The sequence below is a fragment of the Microcoleus sp. AT8-B5 genome, assembly GCF_036705565.1.
Taxonomy (GTDB): Bacteria; Cyanobacteriota; Cyanobacteriia; order Cyanobacteriales; family Microcoleaceae; genus Microcoleus.
In genome coordinates this window covers 1-17,805 of the sequence record NZ_JAUBUY010000040.1, presented here as the reverse complement: position 1 = coordinate 17,805, position 17,805 = coordinate 1, and the positions used below count along the sequence as shown (strand labels likewise).

23 protein-coding genes are annotated in these 17,805 nt (G+C 45.5%); 9 read left to right on the top strand and 14 right to left on the bottom strand.

The features are described 5' to 3' along the window. Positions 1 to 106: 106 nt before the first annotated feature. Positions 107 to 1,228 (top strand): DUF6753 family protein, encoded by a 1,122-nt coding sequence (locus tag QUB39_RS22725; protein WP_333212542.1) that lies wholly within the window; start codon positions 107 to 109, stop codon positions 1,226 to 1,228. A 58-nt stretch (positions 1,229 to 1,286) separates the two neighbouring features. Beyond that, positions 1,287 to 1,709, top strand: a complete 423-nt coding sequence (locus QUB39_RS22720; RefSeq protein WP_333058075.1) for a hypothetical protein — start codon at positions 1,287 to 1,289, stop codon at positions 1,707 to 1,709. A 31-nt stretch (positions 1,710 to 1,740) separates the two neighbouring features. Here QUB39_RS22720 and QUB39_RS22715 read toward each other — a convergent pair whose 3' ends face one another. Beyond that, positions 1,741 to 1,977, bottom strand: a complete 237-nt coding sequence (locus QUB39_RS22715) for a hypothetical protein (RefSeq protein WP_333058076.1) — start codon at positions 1,975 to 1,977, stop codon at positions 1,741 to 1,743. A 193-nt stretch (positions 1,978 to 2,170) separates the two neighbouring features. On the opposite strand from QUB39_RS22715, the gene QUB39_RS22710 reads away from it, so the two are divergent. From QUB39_RS22710 to QUB39_RS22700, 3 genes are all read left to right on the top strand, one after another. Then, positions 2,171 to 2,506: a nucleotidyltransferase domain-containing protein gene (locus QUB39_RS22710; RefSeq protein WP_015179744.1), complete on the top strand. Its 336-nt coding sequence runs from the start codon at positions 2,171 to 2,173 to the stop codon at positions 2,504 to 2,506. Next, on the top strand, positions 2,503 to 2,898 hold the full coding sequence (locus QUB39_RS22705) for a HEPN domain-containing protein (RefSeq protein ID WP_015179743.1): 396 nt from the start codon (positions 2,503 to 2,505) through the stop codon (positions 2,896 to 2,898). The genes QUB39_RS22710 and QUB39_RS22705 overlap by 4 nt, the downstream gene beginning before the upstream one ends. Before the next feature lie 240 nt (positions 2,899 to 3,138). After that, a complete protein-coding gene (locus QUB39_RS22700; RefSeq protein ID WP_172186618.1) occupies positions 3,139 to 3,318 on the top strand; it encodes a hypothetical protein in 180 nt (59 codons plus the stop codon). 136 nt (positions 3,319 to 3,454) lie between these two features. Here QUB39_RS22700 and QUB39_RS22695 read toward each other — a convergent pair whose 3' ends face one another. Next, positions 3,455 to 4,543 carry a hypothetical protein gene (locus QUB39_RS22695; RefSeq protein ID WP_333058077.1) on the bottom strand — a complete coding sequence of 363 codons (1,089 nt, stop codon included), beginning with the start codon at positions 4,541 to 4,543 and terminating at the stop codon, positions 3,455 to 3,457. Between the two features lie 171 nt (positions 4,544 to 4,714). Between QUB39_RS22695 and QUB39_RS22690 the strand changes: the two genes are divergently transcribed. Both QUB39_RS22690 and QUB39_RS22685 read left to right on the top strand, forming a co-directional pair. Beyond that, positions 4,715 to 4,990 carry a hypothetical protein gene (locus tag QUB39_RS22690; protein WP_333058078.1) on the top strand — a complete coding sequence of 92 codons (276 nt, stop codon included), beginning with the start codon at positions 4,715 to 4,717 and terminating at the stop codon, positions 4,988 to 4,990. Between the two features lie 39 nt (positions 4,991 to 5,029). After that, positions 5,030 to 5,650 carry a Uma2 family endonuclease gene (locus tag QUB39_RS22685; protein ID WP_333058079.1) on the top strand — a complete coding sequence of 207 codons (621 nt, stop codon included), beginning with the start codon at positions 5,030 to 5,032 and terminating at the stop codon, positions 5,648 to 5,650. 242 nt (positions 5,651 to 5,892) lie between these two features. On the opposite strand, the gene QUB39_RS22680 is transcribed toward QUB39_RS22685, so the two are convergent. The 3 genes from QUB39_RS22680 to QUB39_RS22670 form a co-directional block, all read right to left on the bottom strand. Further along, positions 5,893 to 6,414: a hypothetical protein gene (locus QUB39_RS22680; RefSeq protein ID WP_333212547.1), complete on the bottom strand. Its 522-nt coding sequence runs from the start codon at positions 6,412 to 6,414 to the stop codon at positions 5,893 to 5,895. Positions 6,415 to 6,825: 411 nt separating this feature from the next. After that, a complete protein-coding gene (locus tag QUB39_RS22675) occupies positions 6,826 to 7,185 on the bottom strand; it encodes a hypothetical protein (protein WP_015179737.1) in 360 nt (119 codons plus the stop codon). A 283-nt stretch (positions 7,186 to 7,468) separates the two neighbouring features. Beyond that, on the bottom strand, positions 7,469 to 8,200 hold the full coding sequence (locus QUB39_RS22670; protein ID WP_333212549.1) for a hypothetical protein: 732 nt from the start codon (positions 8,198 to 8,200) through the stop codon (positions 7,469 to 7,471). A gap of 162 nt (positions 8,201 to 8,362) precedes the next feature. On the opposite strand from QUB39_RS22670, the gene QUB39_RS22665 reads away from it, so the two are divergent. Further along, positions 8,363 to 10,081, top strand: a complete 1,719-nt coding sequence (locus tag QUB39_RS22665) for an ATP-binding protein (RefSeq protein ID WP_333212551.1) — start codon at positions 8,363 to 8,365, stop codon at positions 10,079 to 10,081. A gap of 382 nt (positions 10,082 to 10,463) precedes the next feature. Further along, positions 10,464 to 10,637, top strand: a complete 174-nt coding sequence (locus QUB39_RS22660; protein ID WP_333058623.1) for a hypothetical protein — start codon at positions 10,464 to 10,466, stop codon at positions 10,635 to 10,637. Between the two features lie 34 nt (positions 10,638 to 10,671). Here the strand turns inward: QUB39_RS22660 and pqqE are convergent, their stop codons facing one another. The 9 genes from pqqE to QUB39_RS22615 form a co-directional block, all read right to left on the bottom strand. After that, positions 10,672 to 11,778: a pyrroloquinoline quinone biosynthesis protein PqqE gene (gene pqqE, locus QUB39_RS22655; RefSeq protein WP_333058622.1), complete on the bottom strand. Its 1,107-nt coding sequence runs from the start codon at positions 11,776 to 11,778 to the stop codon at positions 10,672 to 10,674. Continuing rightward, on the bottom strand, positions 11,771 to 12,034 hold the full coding sequence (gene pqqD / locus QUB39_RS22650) for a pyrroloquinoline quinone biosynthesis peptide chaperone PqqD (protein WP_333058621.1): 264 nt from the start codon (positions 12,032 to 12,034) through the stop codon (positions 11,771 to 11,773). Before pqqD ends, pqqE begins: the two co-directional genes overlap by 8 nt. A 127-nt stretch (positions 12,035 to 12,161) precedes the next feature. Beyond that, on the bottom strand, positions 12,162 to 12,884 hold the full coding sequence (gene pqqC, locus QUB39_RS22645) for a pyrroloquinoline-quinone synthase PqqC (protein ID WP_333279438.1): 723 nt from the start codon (positions 12,882 to 12,884) through the stop codon (positions 12,162 to 12,164). Between the two features lie 194 nt (positions 12,885 to 13,078). Beyond that, positions 13,079 to 13,981, bottom strand: coding sequence for a pyrroloquinoline quinone biosynthesis protein PqqB (gene pqqB / locus QUB39_RS22640; protein ID WP_333212554.1), 903 nt, complete (start codon positions 13,979 to 13,981; stop codon positions 13,079 to 13,081). Positions 13,982 to 14,046: 65 nt separating this feature from the next. Beyond that, on the bottom strand, positions 14,047 to 15,276 hold the full coding sequence (locus QUB39_RS22635; protein ID WP_333058504.1) for a PQQ-dependent sugar dehydrogenase: 1,230 nt from the start codon (positions 15,274 to 15,276) through the stop codon (positions 14,047 to 14,049). A 15-nt stretch (positions 15,277 to 15,291) separates the two neighbouring features. After that, positions 15,292 to 15,456 (bottom strand): pyrroloquinoline quinone precursor peptide PqqA, encoded by a 165-nt coding sequence (gene pqqA, locus QUB39_RS22630; protein WP_333058502.1) that lies wholly within the window; start codon positions 15,454 to 15,456, stop codon positions 15,292 to 15,294. A gap of 104 nt (positions 15,457 to 15,560) precedes the next feature. Further along, complete coding sequence (locus QUB39_RS22625) at positions 15,561 to 16,856, bottom strand: transposase (protein WP_333274622.1); 1,296 nt, start codon at positions 16,854 to 16,856, stop codon at positions 15,561 to 15,563. Between the two features lie 180 nt (positions 16,857 to 17,036). Then, positions 17,037 to 17,294 (bottom strand): IS66 family transposase, encoded by a 258-nt coding sequence (locus QUB39_RS22620; RefSeq protein ID WP_333058498.1) that lies wholly within the window; start codon positions 17,292 to 17,294, stop codon positions 17,037 to 17,039. A gap of 111 nt (positions 17,295 to 17,405) precedes the next feature. Next, on the bottom strand, positions 17,406 to 17,720 hold the full coding sequence (locus tag QUB39_RS22615; protein ID WP_333058496.1) for a hypothetical protein: 315 nt from the start codon (positions 17,718 to 17,720) through the stop codon (positions 17,406 to 17,408). Positions 17,721 to 17,805: the final 85 nt, after the last annotated feature.

Genomic DNA, 17,805 nt, shown 5'->3' with positions numbered 1-17,805 from the left:
ACTTGTGAAAGGAAGTCAGATTGTTCTTATCCCAAGCCTATTAGACTCTAGAATGCGCGATGCAGAACAGCATAAAGATTAGGATTTTGATTAGGTAGGAGGTTAAATGTCCGATCGACTTTTAGAAGAACTTTCCGAAGTTGACTCTCAAGAGTTTGGCGAGATATTGGAAACGCCAAGGGAACAGGGCAGACTTAATAATACCAAAAAAAATTCCCTACAACCCACTGAAAATTCGCAAAATTTGCCCGATTCTCCAGATACATTTCCAGAAGATGCAGTAGAAGAAAAGTTGAAATTAGATGGGAGTAAGCTAAATGAAAAGGAGTTTTGGGAACTCATAGACGATGATTCGAGGGAAAGAGAAGCTCTGAACAGAGAGCCTTTATCTGCCCCTCCCATGTACGAGAGAGATACTGAGTCACTAATCAGCCAGGTACTCAAGGGCAAAGACTCTAAATTTCGCTCTCATGTCATTCAGACAGCTTACCGATACGGTCTCAATAAAAATGACCCGCTTTTTATCGTATTGCTGGCTACAGGTCAACTCGAACTGCTGTTAGAAAAAAAACCACAAGAGATTGACCAGTTTTTCAAGAATTGGCAATCTCAATGGCAAGGTGATTTGAAAGATTCTCAAGCTGTTATTTCTCAAGAACTGGAACAAGTTCGCCAGCTTACTGAAAATTGGGAAAAAGAAAGCAGGGAGTTTTTAGAACGGCAGGGAAAAGCGGCTGTTAAGGTGCAACATCGCCACATTTCCAACTCAGTTTCCACCCTAGTGCGACAAGCAGCTTTAGAGAAAGTTGCTCACGATATTTGGTCGGTGATTTTTGGGAGCGGGGTAGTGTTAGGGGCAATGGCGATCGGCGCTTTTATCGGGTTAGCTGTGCCCCGGTTCATTCCACCGCCTGAACTCGACCCAAAAGGGCCGCGCCAGCTCACTTTAGAACAAGCCGTAGCGCTCGAATGGGGGCTGAGCAAAGAGGGTCAGTTTGCTCGCAAGAACGCGGATACAATTCAGTGGGCAACAAGCAATGAAGGAAAATATGCTCGCCAATTTATGAGCTGGAATCAAGCTTTGTTGAGCGAGAAAGGTGGCAAAAAACTGTGTGAAACTGAGATAAATCGATTGGGGGTGACGCTGACAGTAGAGGGTAAACCTGCACAAAAAGGATTTTGTACTTTGTGGATTCGCTCCCCTCAAGAACGAGAGTTTGTTCCTTGAGGGCAAATACTAAAATTGAGGATGGGATGTAAAGAAGTTAGCTTAACAGGAGAAATCTATGATTGCCAATTTGAACAATCAGCCGTTATCGAACCACAATCAGAAGCAAGTACAGTCGCAAATATCGGGTGTTTTAGTTGCACTAAACGACCCATTCGATGAGATGGTTTGGGATTACTGTTTGAGTCAAACATACCCAATATCGGAACAGATTAAGATTGTACTGAGTGCTTTCTGGGGGCCGTTTGCTGCCAAAAATGCTAGCAAGTCTCCCGAGCGAGTGCGAGCGGTAGCTTGTTATTCACTGCAACAATTAGCAGCTCAACAAAAATTGATTGACTCAGTGTTTGAACTGTCAAGTGAATCCACTAAAATTTCCGAAGTTATTGCTGTTCTCAAAAGGAAGAATAGTTGTGAGGCACTCAATCAAGCTTGTGTCTGTTCTCAATCTGTTCTAAATACTGCAATTCGGTGGGAGTAAGAGCCGTTGTTCTTTCTAACAAGTTGAGGATTTATATCTCAAAAGGATATAGATTTCCTAATTGGTGAAGTCGGTCAGTGCGATCGCAAATTTCTTGAAGTCCGGGTTGATTGTCTAGCGGTACAGCAGTGAGAGCCGAGTGTTTGAAGGTGTACAAGTGCATAGTAACGGTGGGGATGTGTCGCATCCACACAGTTGCCGTTTTCTCGCCGACTGACTGAATGCGGCCTAACCTGCCGTTAACATCTTCGCGATCTGGCGCGTACACCTCTACTAAGGAACCAATTTTGAGCGTCAGGTGGTGGGCGATGGCAGGTTGCTTTTCAGGTTTTACCGAACGACATTGCCCCTGTAAAGTTTTGGCAACTTGAGCCGGACGACTACGAGCATCATTTGCCAGTATAATTGGTATATTGCCAACATCTTAGCTAAAAACATCATCGATTGGCTTATAAACAACTATGCCAACTTCAACGATCAATGTTCAACTCAAAGAAATTATTGCCCAAATTCGCCAGGGATTAGAAAATCTTTATGGCGAACAGTTAATCCGAATCATTCTCTATGGTTCCCAAGCCAGAGGCGATGCTAGACCGGACTCCGATATTGATATATTAATCCTTCTCAAACAACCCTTCAATTACTCCCAAGAAAGCGAGCGTATTTCTGTTTTGATTGCCGATATATGCTTAGAACATACCGTCGTGATTAGCTGTATGTTTGCCACACTTCAGAAGTACCAAGAGTATGAAAGCGGTTTCTTTCGCAATATCCGTCGCGAAGGAGTCCCAATATGAACCCAGAGCAACAAAGGTTACTTGATAAAGCTGATAGAACTTTGCAGGCTGCACGGGTTTTATGTGAGCAAGGCTTTTTTGATTCTGCCGCTTCCCGCGCTTATTATGTGATGTTTTACATAGTCACTGCATTTTTAGAGTCAGAGAAATTATCTTATTCTCGCCACTCCGCTGTCATCGCCGGTTTCGGTCAAAAATTTGCTCGTTCGGGCCGCGTTCCGGTGCAGTTCCATCGTTACCTAATAGATGCCCAAAAAACTCGATTAGAAGCTGACTATAACGCTGATATACAAATCTCACAAACAGACGCAGTGCAAACAATAGATCGGGCAGAAGAAATGCTCAACTTTGCTTTGGCAAATATTGATTCTATTCCTCCATCCTCTCCTTGATTGAGTAGATAGCCTGCTTTCCACTCCTGCACCCGCCAACTAAAGAAACCGGGTTTTTCAGCAGATTCAACACTGCGATTCAGTATTTTCGTAAAAAACCCGGTTTCTGGGCCTCCCTCTTTGAGTCCTATATATTAACTTTTATTATAAAAACTCCGATTTTGCGTAAAAATACCCCGCGAAATCCCAATACACAATGGAAGGCTTTCACCTTCGGAGCAAATTCACTCCCCAAAAACTATGACAGCCACAACTATGCCGATCGCCCCTATCGCCCCTTACAGCCACCGTCTAGCCACCGCAACCGACGCAAAGGATCTCGCCCCTCTCTGGCAAGCATTCGCTGCTGAACGCGAATCGATCGACCCCTCAATGCTAGTCAAACCTAACTTTGAATTTGAAAAATACGTCATCAATTAAATCAAAAAACCCCTTTCTTTCTGCTGGTTATTAGAACACAGCGACAGCATCATCGGTTGTCTATTTATCTACTATTACGACGAAGCCCCGCCTGCAAATCTCCCCGAATATTTGATTCAGCAACACCATGAGGCACTCAATCAAGTTTGTGTCTATCCTCAATCTGTTCTAAATACTGCAATTCGGTGGGAGTAAGAACCGTTGCTCTTTCTAACAAGTTCAGAATTTCGACTTCAAACGGGTCTAGATTTCCTAATTGGTGAAGTCGGCCAGTGCGATCGCAAATTTCTTGAAGTCCGGGTTGATTGTCTAGCGGTACAGCAGTGAGAGCCGAGTGCTTGAAGGTGTATGACTGCATAGTAACGGTGGGGATGTGTCGCATCCACACAGTGGCCGTTTTCTCGCCCACTGACTGAATGCGGCCTAACCTGCCGTTAACATCTTCGCGATCTGGCGCGTACACTTCTACTAACGAACCAATTTTGAGCGTCAGGTGATGAGCGATGGTAGGTTCACCTTCAGGCTTTACTTTTTGGTCGCGCCCCTGTAAAGTTTTGGCAACCTTAGCCGGACGGCTGCGAGCATCAATCGCCAAAGCGATGACCTGCTTCTTGGTCATCCCCGCAGAGCGATTCAGTATTTTCCACTTCATATCCTCTCCTCCAATAGAACTCAGGGTATCTACTGCTTTAGCAAACTGAGCGTCTCTGCGAATTGTTTTTGGGGATGCCTTGAACTGTGCCCCCAACTTTGTCTCTGTTTTCAAGTGGTCAAAATGACCACTTGATTTTCTGTCTCCGCCGCGGGACTGTTTGGTGAGTTCGTACCAAGTGCCGCGCAAATAGCTGACTGACTCAGACGTGAGATTGCGGCGGCCGAGTTGATTGAGGAGCATCCAAACTTTGACGGTGTTAGGGCTGTCGAAAGACATCTCTACAGTTTGGTAGGGGATGCCGTGCGCCGTACAAATAGCATAGCGGTTGTGACCGTCGATGAGAATTTTTTCCTCAGCCCAAACCACCAAAGGGTCCCGACACCCTTTCTCTTGAATGCTGGCTTCTAAGGTAGCAAACTCGCTGGCACTCAAAGGAGGGATGAGCGTTTGGAAATCAGGGTCAATCCGCAGGGAGTCTGCAACAGTGTGGTGGTGCTTTTGGGTTGAGCCGAGCAAAACTACTAAAGGTTGACGCTGCTCGCTGCCCGGTGTCTCCTGAGTTGGGTGCATTTCCTAGTGCCTCCTGAGATAAGTCAACCCCTGACTTGCCAGCCCCAAAGCCAGACACCAGATTGAAGAAGTTGACTCGTATAGGTTGATTCCATATTACCTATAGTACCACGGAATTATGCTCGTAATGTGGGATAATAAAGAAAAAAGTCGAAAGGATAATGTTGCAAAATGCCCCCAAGCAAAGGAACGCAGCTCCACCCCAACTCTCTAGCTAATTTAAAGTTAGGCGGAGGCGAACCTCGATATGAGGAGCCAAAAAAGCAAAGGAACATTCAGGTAACATCTGCAGGGTGGGAAGGTTTTCGCGCTATTGCTAGAGAGCGCGGATTGAGTTTGAGCGAGTTGATCGAACAGATTGGCAGGCGCAAGATTACTTTGACTGACGCCGAGGAACAAAGTCGCAAACAACCCACAGCCAATCTTTCAGGTATGGGGAGGCTTTGAATAAAGACGTACATTGCCGTCGGATGAGGAACAAACACAATGGTTCAATCACCTCCAAAACTTATAACTGTTGATGAATTTATTACAAACTACGGCGACAGCGATTGCTACGAACTGATTGATGGTGAATTAACCGAAATGGAACCAACAGGGCCGCACGAACAAGTATCCGGTTTTCTGGGACGAAAACTGAATGTAGAAATTGACCGCCTGGATCTACCCTACCTTATCCCCCCTCGCTGTCTCATCAAACTATTAGGAACAGCAACAGCATTTCGCCCCGATGTGCTTGTATTAGACCAAACTCGACTAATTAATGAACCTTTGTGGCAACAAGAACCTGTAATTACATCAGGTTCCTCAATTAAACTGATTGCTGAAGTCGTTAGCACCAACTGGCAGAACGATTACGCTCGCAAAGTTGAAGATTACGCCCTGCTTGGAGTGCCTGAGTATTGGATTGTTGACTATTTGGGCATTGGTGGCAGAGAATATATTGGCAAACCCAAACAGCCGACAGTTACAATTTGTACGCTGCGAGAAGACGAGTATCAAAAACAGTTGTTTCAAAATGACGATCGGCTTATTTCATCAATCTTTCCTGACTTGCAATTAACCGCACAAAAAATCTTCGCTGCCGGCAGATATGCTGCTATGTAGCTTATATCTAGGTAACGTCGGTAGGATGGAGGAAATTCGTGCGATCACAATTGAACGGGGATTGAGTCTCAACGAGTTGAGCGAACAGATTGGCAAGGGTCGGATTCCCCTTGGCGCTCAAGAAAGTAACTAATAGCTGGGTCAGGAAAAGGAGGGTGCATTCAAAAAAACTTTCTATCAAATCGTTACCATAAGTTGTTTTGAAATAAAAGACTAATTGGCTTGTTGATTCCCCGATCGTGCTAACTAACTCTCAAAATTTGCTCAATTAGGGAGACAACTTGCTGCGGTCGATGGTCAAAGTGCTTCTTGATTTGAAATTTTAACGAATCTGCTGGCACATCTTTTTTGTTGAGTTTCACGCGAATATGCTCACTTCGTGGGAGAGTGGAATTGAGCGCTCTAATAACGGTGCGGCATTGTCGAAGAGTCAGGCTATCGACTTGAATGAAGGGTAGATTTAATGTATCGGTATCGAGTTGAATATTAGAAGCAAATTCGGCTTTAAATTGTAGCGAAGAGGTGAGGCGCTGTTCTTCTGTGGGTTCTGGAGTTGCTGCCGATTCGGTAACAGCAGGAAAGGAAGCAATTTCATTGAGAAGAGGCACAAAATCTGGGGCAAGTTCTGCTGAGAGTTTTTCAGAATGATTCATCCGCTTCGATGCTAACAGCGTAGCGAGATAGTGAACAATTAAGCCACCGTAACCAAAAATTACCACAGTTTCAATTGTGAGGGTAAGAAAATGCTGAATAGGTTCGTACATGATTATAATTTGCAAGTGGAACATCTCTCAAACGCGCTCGCGTTTAATATCAAAGCTTTTTAACAAGAACAGTTATTTAATTTATTGCAAAACGGTTTTACGCTGACTTATTAAGTAACCTACATTCTCGGATAAAACCAATTAACTATATATAACTTACGGTTTGTAACTGTGTTGCAAAGGTTTGAGATTATTCGCATTACTTGCGGAAGCTTTCCTACGCTCGATGGTAAACTCCGTCAAGGGTTCAGAATGACATAATCAAGTTATTACTCCATAAGTGCTATTAACTAAATCCTTGTGAGAATGCGATCATAAATGTCGCAAATCGAACTGGTGCGGTGGGTGGGCGGGCCAAACAAATCCTGCTTGGAGCAGGATTTTATCCCCTTTATCGGGGGTCGTCATTGATTATTTGACAAAATCATCAATCTCTTCATTATCGTCAGTTGCCTTTTTCTTATGAGAAGCTTTGACTGCCGATTCGATATAACGGAAGTGCAAGTCAATCACTGCTTGCTCAGATGAAAGCCAGTAAACGTTGCTCAAGATTTCTTCAAGCATCTCGTCAGCCGAGTAGCCTTCATATTGCTTGTTAAACCAAGTATTGAACGCTTCCCAGTCAAGAGCTTTACCTTTCTGTAACTGTCGTTGTTTGGCACGTCCCGTTAACTCGCGGGCAACGTGCAAAAACATCTCGAAGCGCTGTTCTTCAAGAGTTTCTGCAAATTGCTTTTGCATCGGAGTTGGAGCGGATTTGCGATTAGCCATGATTAACCCTCAAGCGTGTTTTTTTTCACAACTAAAGCGACGGCAGTCTGCTAATTACAATTAATTCAAAAAATTTAGTGGGTGGGTGAGTGGGTAAAATTAAATTCACAACCAAGGTCCAATTTTCCTTGATTGTGAATTTGTTGGGTCTGCTTCCCAGAGCGTCCTGATTCGGACGGTGGCGACAATCATTACCCAGCATCGCGATTCGTGGAAAAGGCCTCGATAGAGGCAAAAAAATGCTCTGCTTTTTCAGCAGAGCTTTCTAGTCAAACTTTAGCAATTATTCGTCGTCTTCCTCAAATTCTTCGTCTTCGTCTAAACTAAAATCATCCTCCTCATCGTCATCATCCTCATCCTCATCCTCATCGCCTTCTTCGTCTTCGTCATCCTCATCAATTTCATCGAGTATGTCATCAATTTCATCATCTTCATCATCGAGTTCGTCGTCCTCATCGAGTTCTTCAGTATCTTCTTCTGAGGATTTAGCTAACTCGTTGCGACGCTTTAAGCTTTGAGCATTGAACTCCATTAAATCGGCAATGGCAGCTTGCGGGTTGTCAGCAATTGTATCGTAAAGTTGGCTCATCGCTAAGGCAACAACTTCGACACCATACTTGAGTTCCTCGGGCCGGCCAACTAGCTTGGGAAACACAGTATTGTTCCACTCTTGCCAGTCGAACTTTTTACCATTGCCATTACCGTTGCGCTTATTCAACTGAGCTTGAATATCCAATCCCAGTTTTTCGCGAATTGCGTGGCCAACCTTTGTCGAAATACGGCTATCGCGACGCTGAATTGTCACACCGTACTTCTTATGAATTGTATTGCGAATCTGTTTGACTAGCTCGACAGCAAGTTGCTCGGAGCTGAGGTTAAGTTGAGGTTTTGATTTAGCTCCATTGTTACTGCCGACTGTTTGACTGTTCTGTTTTTCGGGCGGTTTAGATTTAGCAGGCACTGGTGACTGAGAGCGATTTGGAGTGGCTGCTGTTTGTTTTTTAGTTGTGGCCATGATTGACAATTTAACTTACATAACATCAATTTATGAGTGCCGTTAGGCACAATTACCCCCTCCAGTTGAGGGGGAGAATTTCGCTCATTAGCAGGAAGTTAAATTTTAATTACATTAGTTAAATTTTATGTTAAATCTCCTGTAAGTAGTGGTGTATAACGCATGAAGATTTCCAATAACTGGTCTAACTTAAGAGTTATTCAAACTCCCATTATTGCCCTCGAATATTACAGTGCCGATCGCCAAACAATCTTGTCATCATTTCATCAGTACGCTAATGAGTGTTGTTTACCTGTTTATTATTGGAATCCGGGCTATGCAACTCTTCAACAGGTGCAGTCAACTCTTCAACAGGTGCAGTCAACTCTTCAACAGGTGCAGTGTTTCGATAAACATCTCCCAAATTTAGGTTTTCACTCAAACATGACAAGCGTTTCAGATGCTTTTTCAGAGATGTATAATAGTGAATGCGTCCTCTGCAAAACTGAGCTATCTGTCGAAAGCGATGTCCTGCAATTTCTGCTGGAAAATGACTGCCCCGGTATCTTTTTGTTAGAGGATATTTTGGAATCAGAGAGTAGCGAACAGCCTCTTATCCGCCGTTATTCTCAATTGGCTAACGCATTCTTTGAACTGAAAGGGCGTTGGGCCCACCAATATTGGGTACTGCTGGGTGAGTACATCCAACTGCCATCAAAGCTAAGTCCATTAATTCCTCTACTCAAATGTCCGTTACCCGATCGTTTTGAAGTCGAAGTTCTTGTAGATAATTTTTGCGATCGCAATTGTTCCCTTGATTTTGGTTCAGATGCGGTAGCTGCTAAAAAACGGCTGGCTGTTTCTAGTCTAGGGCTGCCACAGGCTGAAATTGAATTAGTGTTAGATCGATCGCTCTCTGTGACCGCTTCAGTTGTCCAAATCGCACAGTTGGTATTAGAGCATAAAATATCGCAACTTCGAGACCAGGGGTTGGAGTTCATTGCTTCTCCAGACGTGCCTCATGCTGGCGGTTTAGATTTATTAGACGCTTATTTGAGCGAAGTCGTAAAGCTGTCAGAAGCTGATGCCAAGAAATATCACCTCAGACCCCCCAAAGGAATGCTGCTGTGGGGGCCGCCGGGGACGGGCAAAAGTTTGAGTGCAAAGCTAGCTGCTAAGAAATTAGGTTATGCGCTTTTAGCAGCAAGTTGGGGCAATATTCTAGGTTCTTCTAATCCCGATCGCGCTCTCAACAAAATGCTGGATACAGCCGATAATTTGGGCGGCTGCGTGTTGTTCTTTGACGATTTTGACAAGGGTTTTTCTGGCTGGGCATCAAATGCTGATGGCGGTGTAGCTAGGCGGCTGTCGCAGAAATTGCTCACATGGATGCAGGAGCATGAAAGCCCCGTGTTAATGTTAGCTACTGTTAACCGCTTAGAAATGCTGCCGGCTGAACTTATCCGCAGATTTGACGACGGCGGAATCTGGTTTGTGGATTTGCCGCACAGCGGCGCTCGCTATGAGATTTTCAATTTGCATTTGGCTAAGTATTTCCCAGAGCAGTTTGGGGAAGGAAAAGAGAATCTTTGGAGCGACAGACAGTGGTATTTGCTACTATCTGATTATGCCGGAGCAACGAGTGCTGAAATTGCGATCGCAGTTAAACGCTGTGCCCAGCGAGCTTATTGTGAAGGGCGACCTGGTAAAATTGAATTGGCCGATCTGCGTTATCAGAGAACTCAGTTTGTGCTATCGTCTGAGCGTTCTTCTGAAGATATCCAGGGGATTCGCAACAAAGCGTCCTTTGCTCGGCCTGCTTCTGGGAGGGATGGGTCTAAATTTGCGGCGGCAGAGCAAGAATTATTCGAGTATCGGCCACCTGCTTACGAGAAAAGTTGAGTGTACGATCGACAGCAATAGCAGGGTTTTATTGGGACCGAAAATCAATTCCAAGATTTCTGCCGCATTAGATGGTACGGTGCAAACAAGAGAAGTATTCGCATCTTACTCTTATTACTTCGGACGCATTTATCTCGCTATTGCTTAAAACCATTGTGGGATACAATACATCGGTGTGATATAGCTATCAATTCCCTTCAATCTCCTTCGACTTCCACAACCAACTGATAAACTCCCAAACTCGGATGTTCGCCAAGCAGCCGCCAACAATATCCCTCAATTGTATTAAAGTTAGCTATTTTTTCTTTAGTTCCTCTGCTTCTTTTTGCAGCATTGCTAGCTGAAATTCAAATCAATCCATGTTTGATTCGGAGATGGCTGATTGGCTACTATTCAGAAATTGCCGGTTGGGTTGGCACAATTTTTGAGAGATATGCGGTTGATTATTTTTGGATTGTTGATAGTTTTGGAGACAATCTTTTTTACGCAAAAGTTGGTGACGCCGGAATTGTTTAAGCGGTGGAAGAATGGCGATCGCCATTCTGTTTTAAATTAGATTAATAGAGGTTGCAATTCCAGATTGTCCCTTTTTAATTAAATCCTTTTGTTCCTGCCGATCGATCGCGGTAGACAAAATCTTCTTTGTGCACGGACAATCTATCTAACACCGATCGAATTTGAGAGTGTTGGGGTGAAAGATGGCAAACAGGATCGGTAGCCCGTGCATCTTGGGTTAACAGAAATGCTTGACAGCGACAACCACCCCAATCCAAGGTTTTACGATCGCAACTCTGACAAGGTTCCGGCATCCAATTCGTGCCGCGAAATCGATTCATTCCCGCAGACTCAAACCAAATCCAATCAAGCGCGCGATCGCGAATATTGCCAAACTCAATATCGGGAATTGCCATTGCCGCTTGGCACGGTAAACCGTCGCCATTGGGAGTAATAATTAACGTCCGATTCCCCCAACCGCCCATGCAAGGTTTGGGATATTGAGCGTAGTAATCTGGAATAACATAGAGAATTCCCATCGGAATTTTGCGCCTTTGTTGAGCTGCTTTCACCACTTGTTCCGCGCGGGCTAACTGTTCGCGAGTCGGCAATAAAGCATCCCGATTGTGCAGCGCCCAACCGTAGTATTGAGTGTTTGCTAATTCAACGCGATCGGCTTGCAACATCTCGGCCAGCGATAGCATTTCCTCAAGGCGATCCAGATTCTGACGGTGTAAAACAAAGTTCAATGTTAGCGGCAAACCTAACTCTTTTACCAGTTGAGACGCAGCGATTTTTTGGTCGAACGATCGCGTTCCGGCAATGCGATCGGACTGCGCCGCGAGGCTATCTTGAATGCTAATTTGAACGTGATCTAAACCCAGGTTTTTTAAATTTGCCGCCCGTTCTTTTGTGAGTAAAGTTCCGGCCGTAACTAATGTCGTGTAAAGTCCTAACTCGGCCGCGGTTTCCACCAATATTTCTAAGTCTTTGCGTAGCAAAGGTTCTCCACCAGTCAGCCCCAACTGCAAAATACCCAACTTTCGAGCTTGCCGGATTACTCGCAACCAATCCTCTGTCTGGAGTTCTTGCTGGTAAGAATTATCGCTCCAATTTATCGGATTCGAGCAGTAAGGACAGCGCAAAGGACAGCGATAGGTTAACTCTGCAACCAAGCTAAAAGGTAGCGCAATTTCATTCATTTAAAAAACCTCGCTGCGAAATTTGAGCGATTAGTTGGCGGACATCTGCTTCTACATTGGGGCTAGCAAACTGCGCGGATAACTCTGCAATAATTTCGTCGGTCGTATGGTGGCGATCGCACAGTTTTAAAATTGCCCAAGCCGTTTTATTCAGTTTGACTGCGCCTTCGGGAAACAAGAGAAAATGCTGTTGCCTGATCTCATCCCAAAACAGCCGCACTCCACAAGCAAGATAGGGATAACTGTTACCATTCATTAGTTTTCAAGATAGTTGACAGTTGATAGTTGACAGTTGATAGTTGATAGTTGACAGTTAGTAATTGTCCCAATCTCCCAATCCCCCAATCCCCCAATCTAAAATCTTCCCCTCTTCCCCTCTCCCCTCATGTTTCTGAGGGACGAGTGTCTCCTCGTTCGATCGCTTCAAGCTGGCTCCACAACAGATCGCATTTGAAAATTAATGCCCGAACAGCTTTCTGTTGCATCTCAACAGTCTGACAGTTTTGCACCACTAAATTCAGTGCGTAGCGAGCATCTTGAGGGGCTTGATGCAATCGCACTCGGAAATAATCAAATCCACTCGGATCGATCCATGAATAGTATTTTTCCAACGCAACCAATCGATCGCGAATTGCATCAGGTCCAAACAACTCTGTCAGCGAAGATGCGATCGCTTCAATCCAAGGTTTAGTCTTGCAGAAATTGACATAAGCATCGACAGCATATCGCACTCCGGGCAAAACATTTCCATCGTCCAACAGTCGATCGCGCGACAGTCCCACCGCTTCACCCAATCGCAACCATGCTTCAATTCCTCCTGCTTCCGCACCCCTAACGTCGCGATCGATATTCCGGCCGTCATGGTCGATAATGCGTTGAATCCACTCGCGCCGCACTTCTCGATCGGAACAATTCGATAAAATTGCAGCATCTTTAAGCGGAATATTGCGTTGATAATAAAAGCGATTAATTACCCAGCGCCGAACTTCTTCTGGAGTCAATTCTCCTGCATTCATGCGTTGGTGAAACGGGTGCAGGTGGTGGTAGCGGTGGTGTTGCTGGCGCAGCAAATTCTCGAATTCAATCGGTGACAATAATTCTTGCATGGTTCGAGCGGATCTAGTTTGTGATGAATTTATCATTGCATATTTTCAGGATTGCTATATCTCGCCTCCGCTCGCTCGACCTAATAAAAAAGGCTGGCATTACGGAAAATCATTTGTGAAGTTCTTACTCCCGATCGAGCGAGTTTGGGGAATTTTTGGGGTAAAAAATTTATGAATCATTTATGATTGCCCTATCACAAATCAAACATTAATCCATCACAACCAATTTCAACCTCTTGACTTTCAACTGCTTGTCGCTCAGGAGAATTTGGAATTAGAATTGGATTGGTATTGTTGATATGAACTAAAATTTTGCGCGACCCAGTTAGTCCTTCAAGCTGCCGCAAACTGCCTCGCTCTCCCGATAAAGGTAAATGTCCCATTTGCAGTGCCGATCGCGCTCCAACACTTAAGGCTGGAAGTTCGTCATCAGTCCAAAACGTGCCGTCGATCGCGATGCAATCGCTGGCATTTAAACGGCGCTGCATTGTCTCGTCGATCGCCGCCAATCCGGGTGCATAAGTTAGAGTTTTACCAGTGCTGATATCGCGAATTGTCAATCCTACGCCCCAAACTTCATCCGGCGATCGATCTTCGTTCTGCATATATTTCGGCGGTTTTGTCGAAAGTGCAAAAGCCTCGACTTCCAGATCCGATGCCAGCGAGATGGCAGCATCTAGAGGCGACCAATCGACACCGCAATAATTTTGCAGTGTCGAAAATAATGGATAGCCGGTTGTCAGGGCGAATTTGACTCGATCTGAACTGTAAATTTTTAAAGGATGCGATGATTCCCGCAACAACATCAACCCAGTCGTATGGTCGATTTCAGCATCCGTTAAAATGATGCCAGCAAAAGGCAGCGAGCGCCCGTTTTGCGGAGCAAAACAGTTGTGCGCTCTCATTAGTTCAATTTGCTGGCGCACGTCCGGCGAAGCATTAATTAAAAACCAATCCCCGCCGTTCGATCGAATTGCGATCGATGATTGAGTTAGCGCTGTTGCCCGGCCCGATCGACTCGCTTCACAGCCCCGACAATGACAGTTCCATTGGGGAAATCCCCCGCCCGCCGCTGCTCCCAAAATTCTCACGATCATCTATCAAAATCCGTTAAAAATAAGAATTCTGAATTCAGAATTCAGCAGCCAGAATCAAATCGACCTCAGTTATTAGTCGGTTCCAGCCGAATCAATTTACCGTTCGAGTCATCTGTGAGAACGTACAGCAACCCATCTGGACTTTGCCGCACATCCCGCACCCGCTGCCCGATGCTAATTTCTTCCTGGCGGAGGACATTTCCTGCTGCATCGAGCTCGATCCGCCGCACGTCTTGAGAAACTAAGCCCCCGGCAAACAGATTGCCCCTCCAAGCAGGAAAACGATCGCCAGTATAAAATGCCAGTCCAGAAGGAGCCACTGCCGGAGTCCAAACGACTTTTGGATCTACCATACCGGGGCGCGATCGCTCCTGTGAAATCTCGCCGCCTGCATACTCCTGACTGTGGGTGACGAGCGGCCATCCATAGTTTTTGCCCGCTTCAGCTAGATTCAATTCATCGCCGCCGCGCGCCCCGTGTTCCGTTACCCAAACTCGTTTTGTTCCCGGATCGAAGGCTATCCCTTGAATATTGCGGTGTCCGTAACTCCAAATAGCCGGATCTGCATTGGCATTTGTTGCGAAGGGATTATCGCGAGGAATTGAACCATCATCGTTTAACCGCACTATTTTGCCCAGACGGCTGCCTAAATTCTGTGCTTGCTTCCGAATCAGAGCGCCTTCTAGCTGCACCGGTGGATTTCCGCCATCTCCGATCGCGACTAACATGGTGCCATCCGGCAGCCACAGGATGCGCGATCCAAAATGTTGCGTACCCGACTTGACTTGAGACACCTCGAAGATGACGCGCAAATCCTGCAAAGCTTTGCCGTCAAATCTCGCTCTGGCAATGCGAGTCCGATTCGCATCGGCGGTGCCCGAGGCGTAAGTCAGATACACAAATCGATTTTCGGCAAATCGAGGGTGAATGGAAACATCCATCAATCCACCTTGGCCTGATGACATCACGGACGGCACGCCCGCGATCGGAGTTGGTTCCAACACCCCATTTTTCAGCAACCGCAGTCGCCCTGCTTTTTCCGAAATCAACATACTGCCATCGGGCAGCCATGCCATGCCCCAGGGGCGTTCTAACCCTTCCGCGACCGTTGCTTGCTTGAACCCCTGAGCCGTGCTGCTTGGAGATACTGCTTGAACGGGGGATGCTTCAGCAGTAGGGGCAGCAGTAGGGGCAACAGTAGCCGTATTTGGGGGAGCGACAGAGCAAGCTGCGATCGTGATTCCAGCACTTGCCAGCCCAATCCTCAGAATTGAGTGTTTTATCAACAAAAGCATGATAGTTATTTCCTGCTATTGCTGGTTGTAGATGTAGGCGGTGACTTCCAAACACAAATCGAATTCTTCGAGCTCTGGTTTTTCCCAATCTTCAGAAGTGCGGATCGGCTGCCGAGATTCAGGGCGATCGTCGCTAGCTGAATTTTGCTGTGAGGTTTGAGATTGGTTTTGCGTTGCCATGAAAATTCTCCTAAAACTTAAAGCTGTGTTCGGAGCGTGCTTGATGCTGTTGCAATTTCCATTTATAGCGCAAAATGTGACATCCTCCCACACCAAATCAAAGATTATGGTATGGGCTTCCCAACATCACTGTTGGAAGATTTCCTAGTTCTTCCCCTGCGGGATTTCGCCTCTGACGGCGACTGACTTTCATCAATCCCCGGCAGACCGACTGCATAGGCATTTTCTATTCCGCAAAGTCCTTGCGTACTAATGAGTTCTAAACCACGCAACCTAATAACTTCGGATGCTGCGTGATCTCTATCGGTTTGATATCCGCACTCACCACATTTATGAACTCGTTCGGAAAGCTCTTTTTTACCCGTATGTGTGTTGCACTTAGGGCAAGTTTGAGACGTTCCATCTGGATTGACGCGACAAAAATAGATTTGATGCTTCTTGGCGACCCACTCCAACAGATTGAGAAATTGACCAAAAGCAGCATCCAAGGTATGTTTTCTCAACATCCCCCTGGACATCGCTTTCAAGTTCAAGTTCTCAACAAAGACCATCCCAATACCTTCCTTGGTACACAGATGGTTAGCCAGTTTGAATTGCCAATCCTTCCGAACTCTAGCGATGTGGTTGTGGAATCTGGCAACCTTGATTCGAGCTTTCTCACGGTTCTTAGAACCCTTTTTCGTTCTGGCATACTTACGTTGCAGCAATTCCAGCTTGCGGTACAAGGATGTCAGGAATCGGGGTCTAGCAATAAACTCTTTATCCGAGGTTGTCAAAAACTTGGACAATCCCAAGTCGATACCCAGCCCATCTCCATGCGGTTGAGCGTCAGGTATCGACACATCAGACTCAATTGTTACTACAACTTCCCACCTATCAGCTTTCCTCAATATCCGTGCTTGCTTAACCACAAACCCCTCTGGGATAGGTCGATGCAAGTTGATAGGCATCTTCCCAAGTTTGGGCAAGCTTATCTGCCATCCCGTAATAGGATTGGTTTTGAATTGAGGAAAGAGCATGGACTTGATTTGTCCAAACTTCTTGAAGCGAGGAAAGCCAAACCCCCGCGACTGAAAATAATTCCAAGCATCATGCAATCTACGAATAGTAGTTTGCAGAACTTGAGAAGGGGCTTCGCCCAACAACGAGAACGTTTTCTTCGCTTTGGGAAGTTCGTTCTGTTGAACGTAATAGGTAGGGAATGGCTTGTCGGCTGGAACGATGTATTCTCTCTCCAGCGAACAATAATCTAAACTACATTTACGCGAATTGACCCAATCTTTGATTTCTCGCAAGGCGTAGTTATAAACCTTGCGAGAAATTTCCAACCAATGAAGCATCGTTTCTTCTTGGCTGGCGTCGGGATAAATTCGGTAGCAGTAGTTCATGATCAGAGTCATGCAATCAAGTCTAACACAGAATTGCAAATCTATAAATCTATACCTGCTACCGATTTTACGCCTGATTGACCGGATAAAATCGGTGTGGGGGTGTCCATGTATCCCAACACCAAATCAAAGATTATGGTGTGGGACTTATTGATCCCCTAGACCCCCTCGAATAGTTAAAAAGCGACCAGCCTATCGGAGGGATGAATCCGCGATCGATAACAGTCGATCCTTTGTCTTTCGCCAGGACTCAGGGGCGGTAAAAGCTTCATCTATTAATGACAGAAATATTTGAGGGACTGCTGCATTATTGTTGCCAGGAAGTCCCAGCACTTTCTTGAAATGCCGTCGTAAGTGAGCCAGACACTTCTGTTGGGCTGCAACTTTCCCAACATTATAAACGCTGAAATCATCTGAGCTTAAGGCTCCTGCAAGTTTTGTACCCAGCATGGTTTCTACTTCCACACGTCACAAAAGTATTTGCCGCATGAAACAAACAGAATCCTTCTCCACTAGCCGTCCATAGCCATTCTTTAAGCCCTGAGACAGATGTGGGGTGAGCTAATTTCGGTTCTGTGTACTCGTCCAAACCCTTTGCGGGTTCTCCCCGTCAAGACCTGGTTGTCCGCTTGGTTTCTTTTTTTGGTCTGCTTCTGGTTTAACTGTTGGTTTATCGGGTTTTTGGATCGGAGCCGTTGATGGGGGTTTGGATGAAGTCTGACTGGTGGTTCGACTTTTGCCCGCAGCAATAGCTAGTTTTTCTTGCAATTGTGCAATAATTTTTTGCAGATCCAGTACCATTTCCACTCTTTCAGCTTGGCTCAACCGCTCGATTTCGGTTTTTTTCTGCTCTCTGGTGGGTGCGGGCTTTTTCATTCTTTTATTAGACCTCTTGCAAAAAAGATATATGTTATAATCAGAAGTTTTAATTTTAATCGGCTAGAGCTAACTCATGATTGTA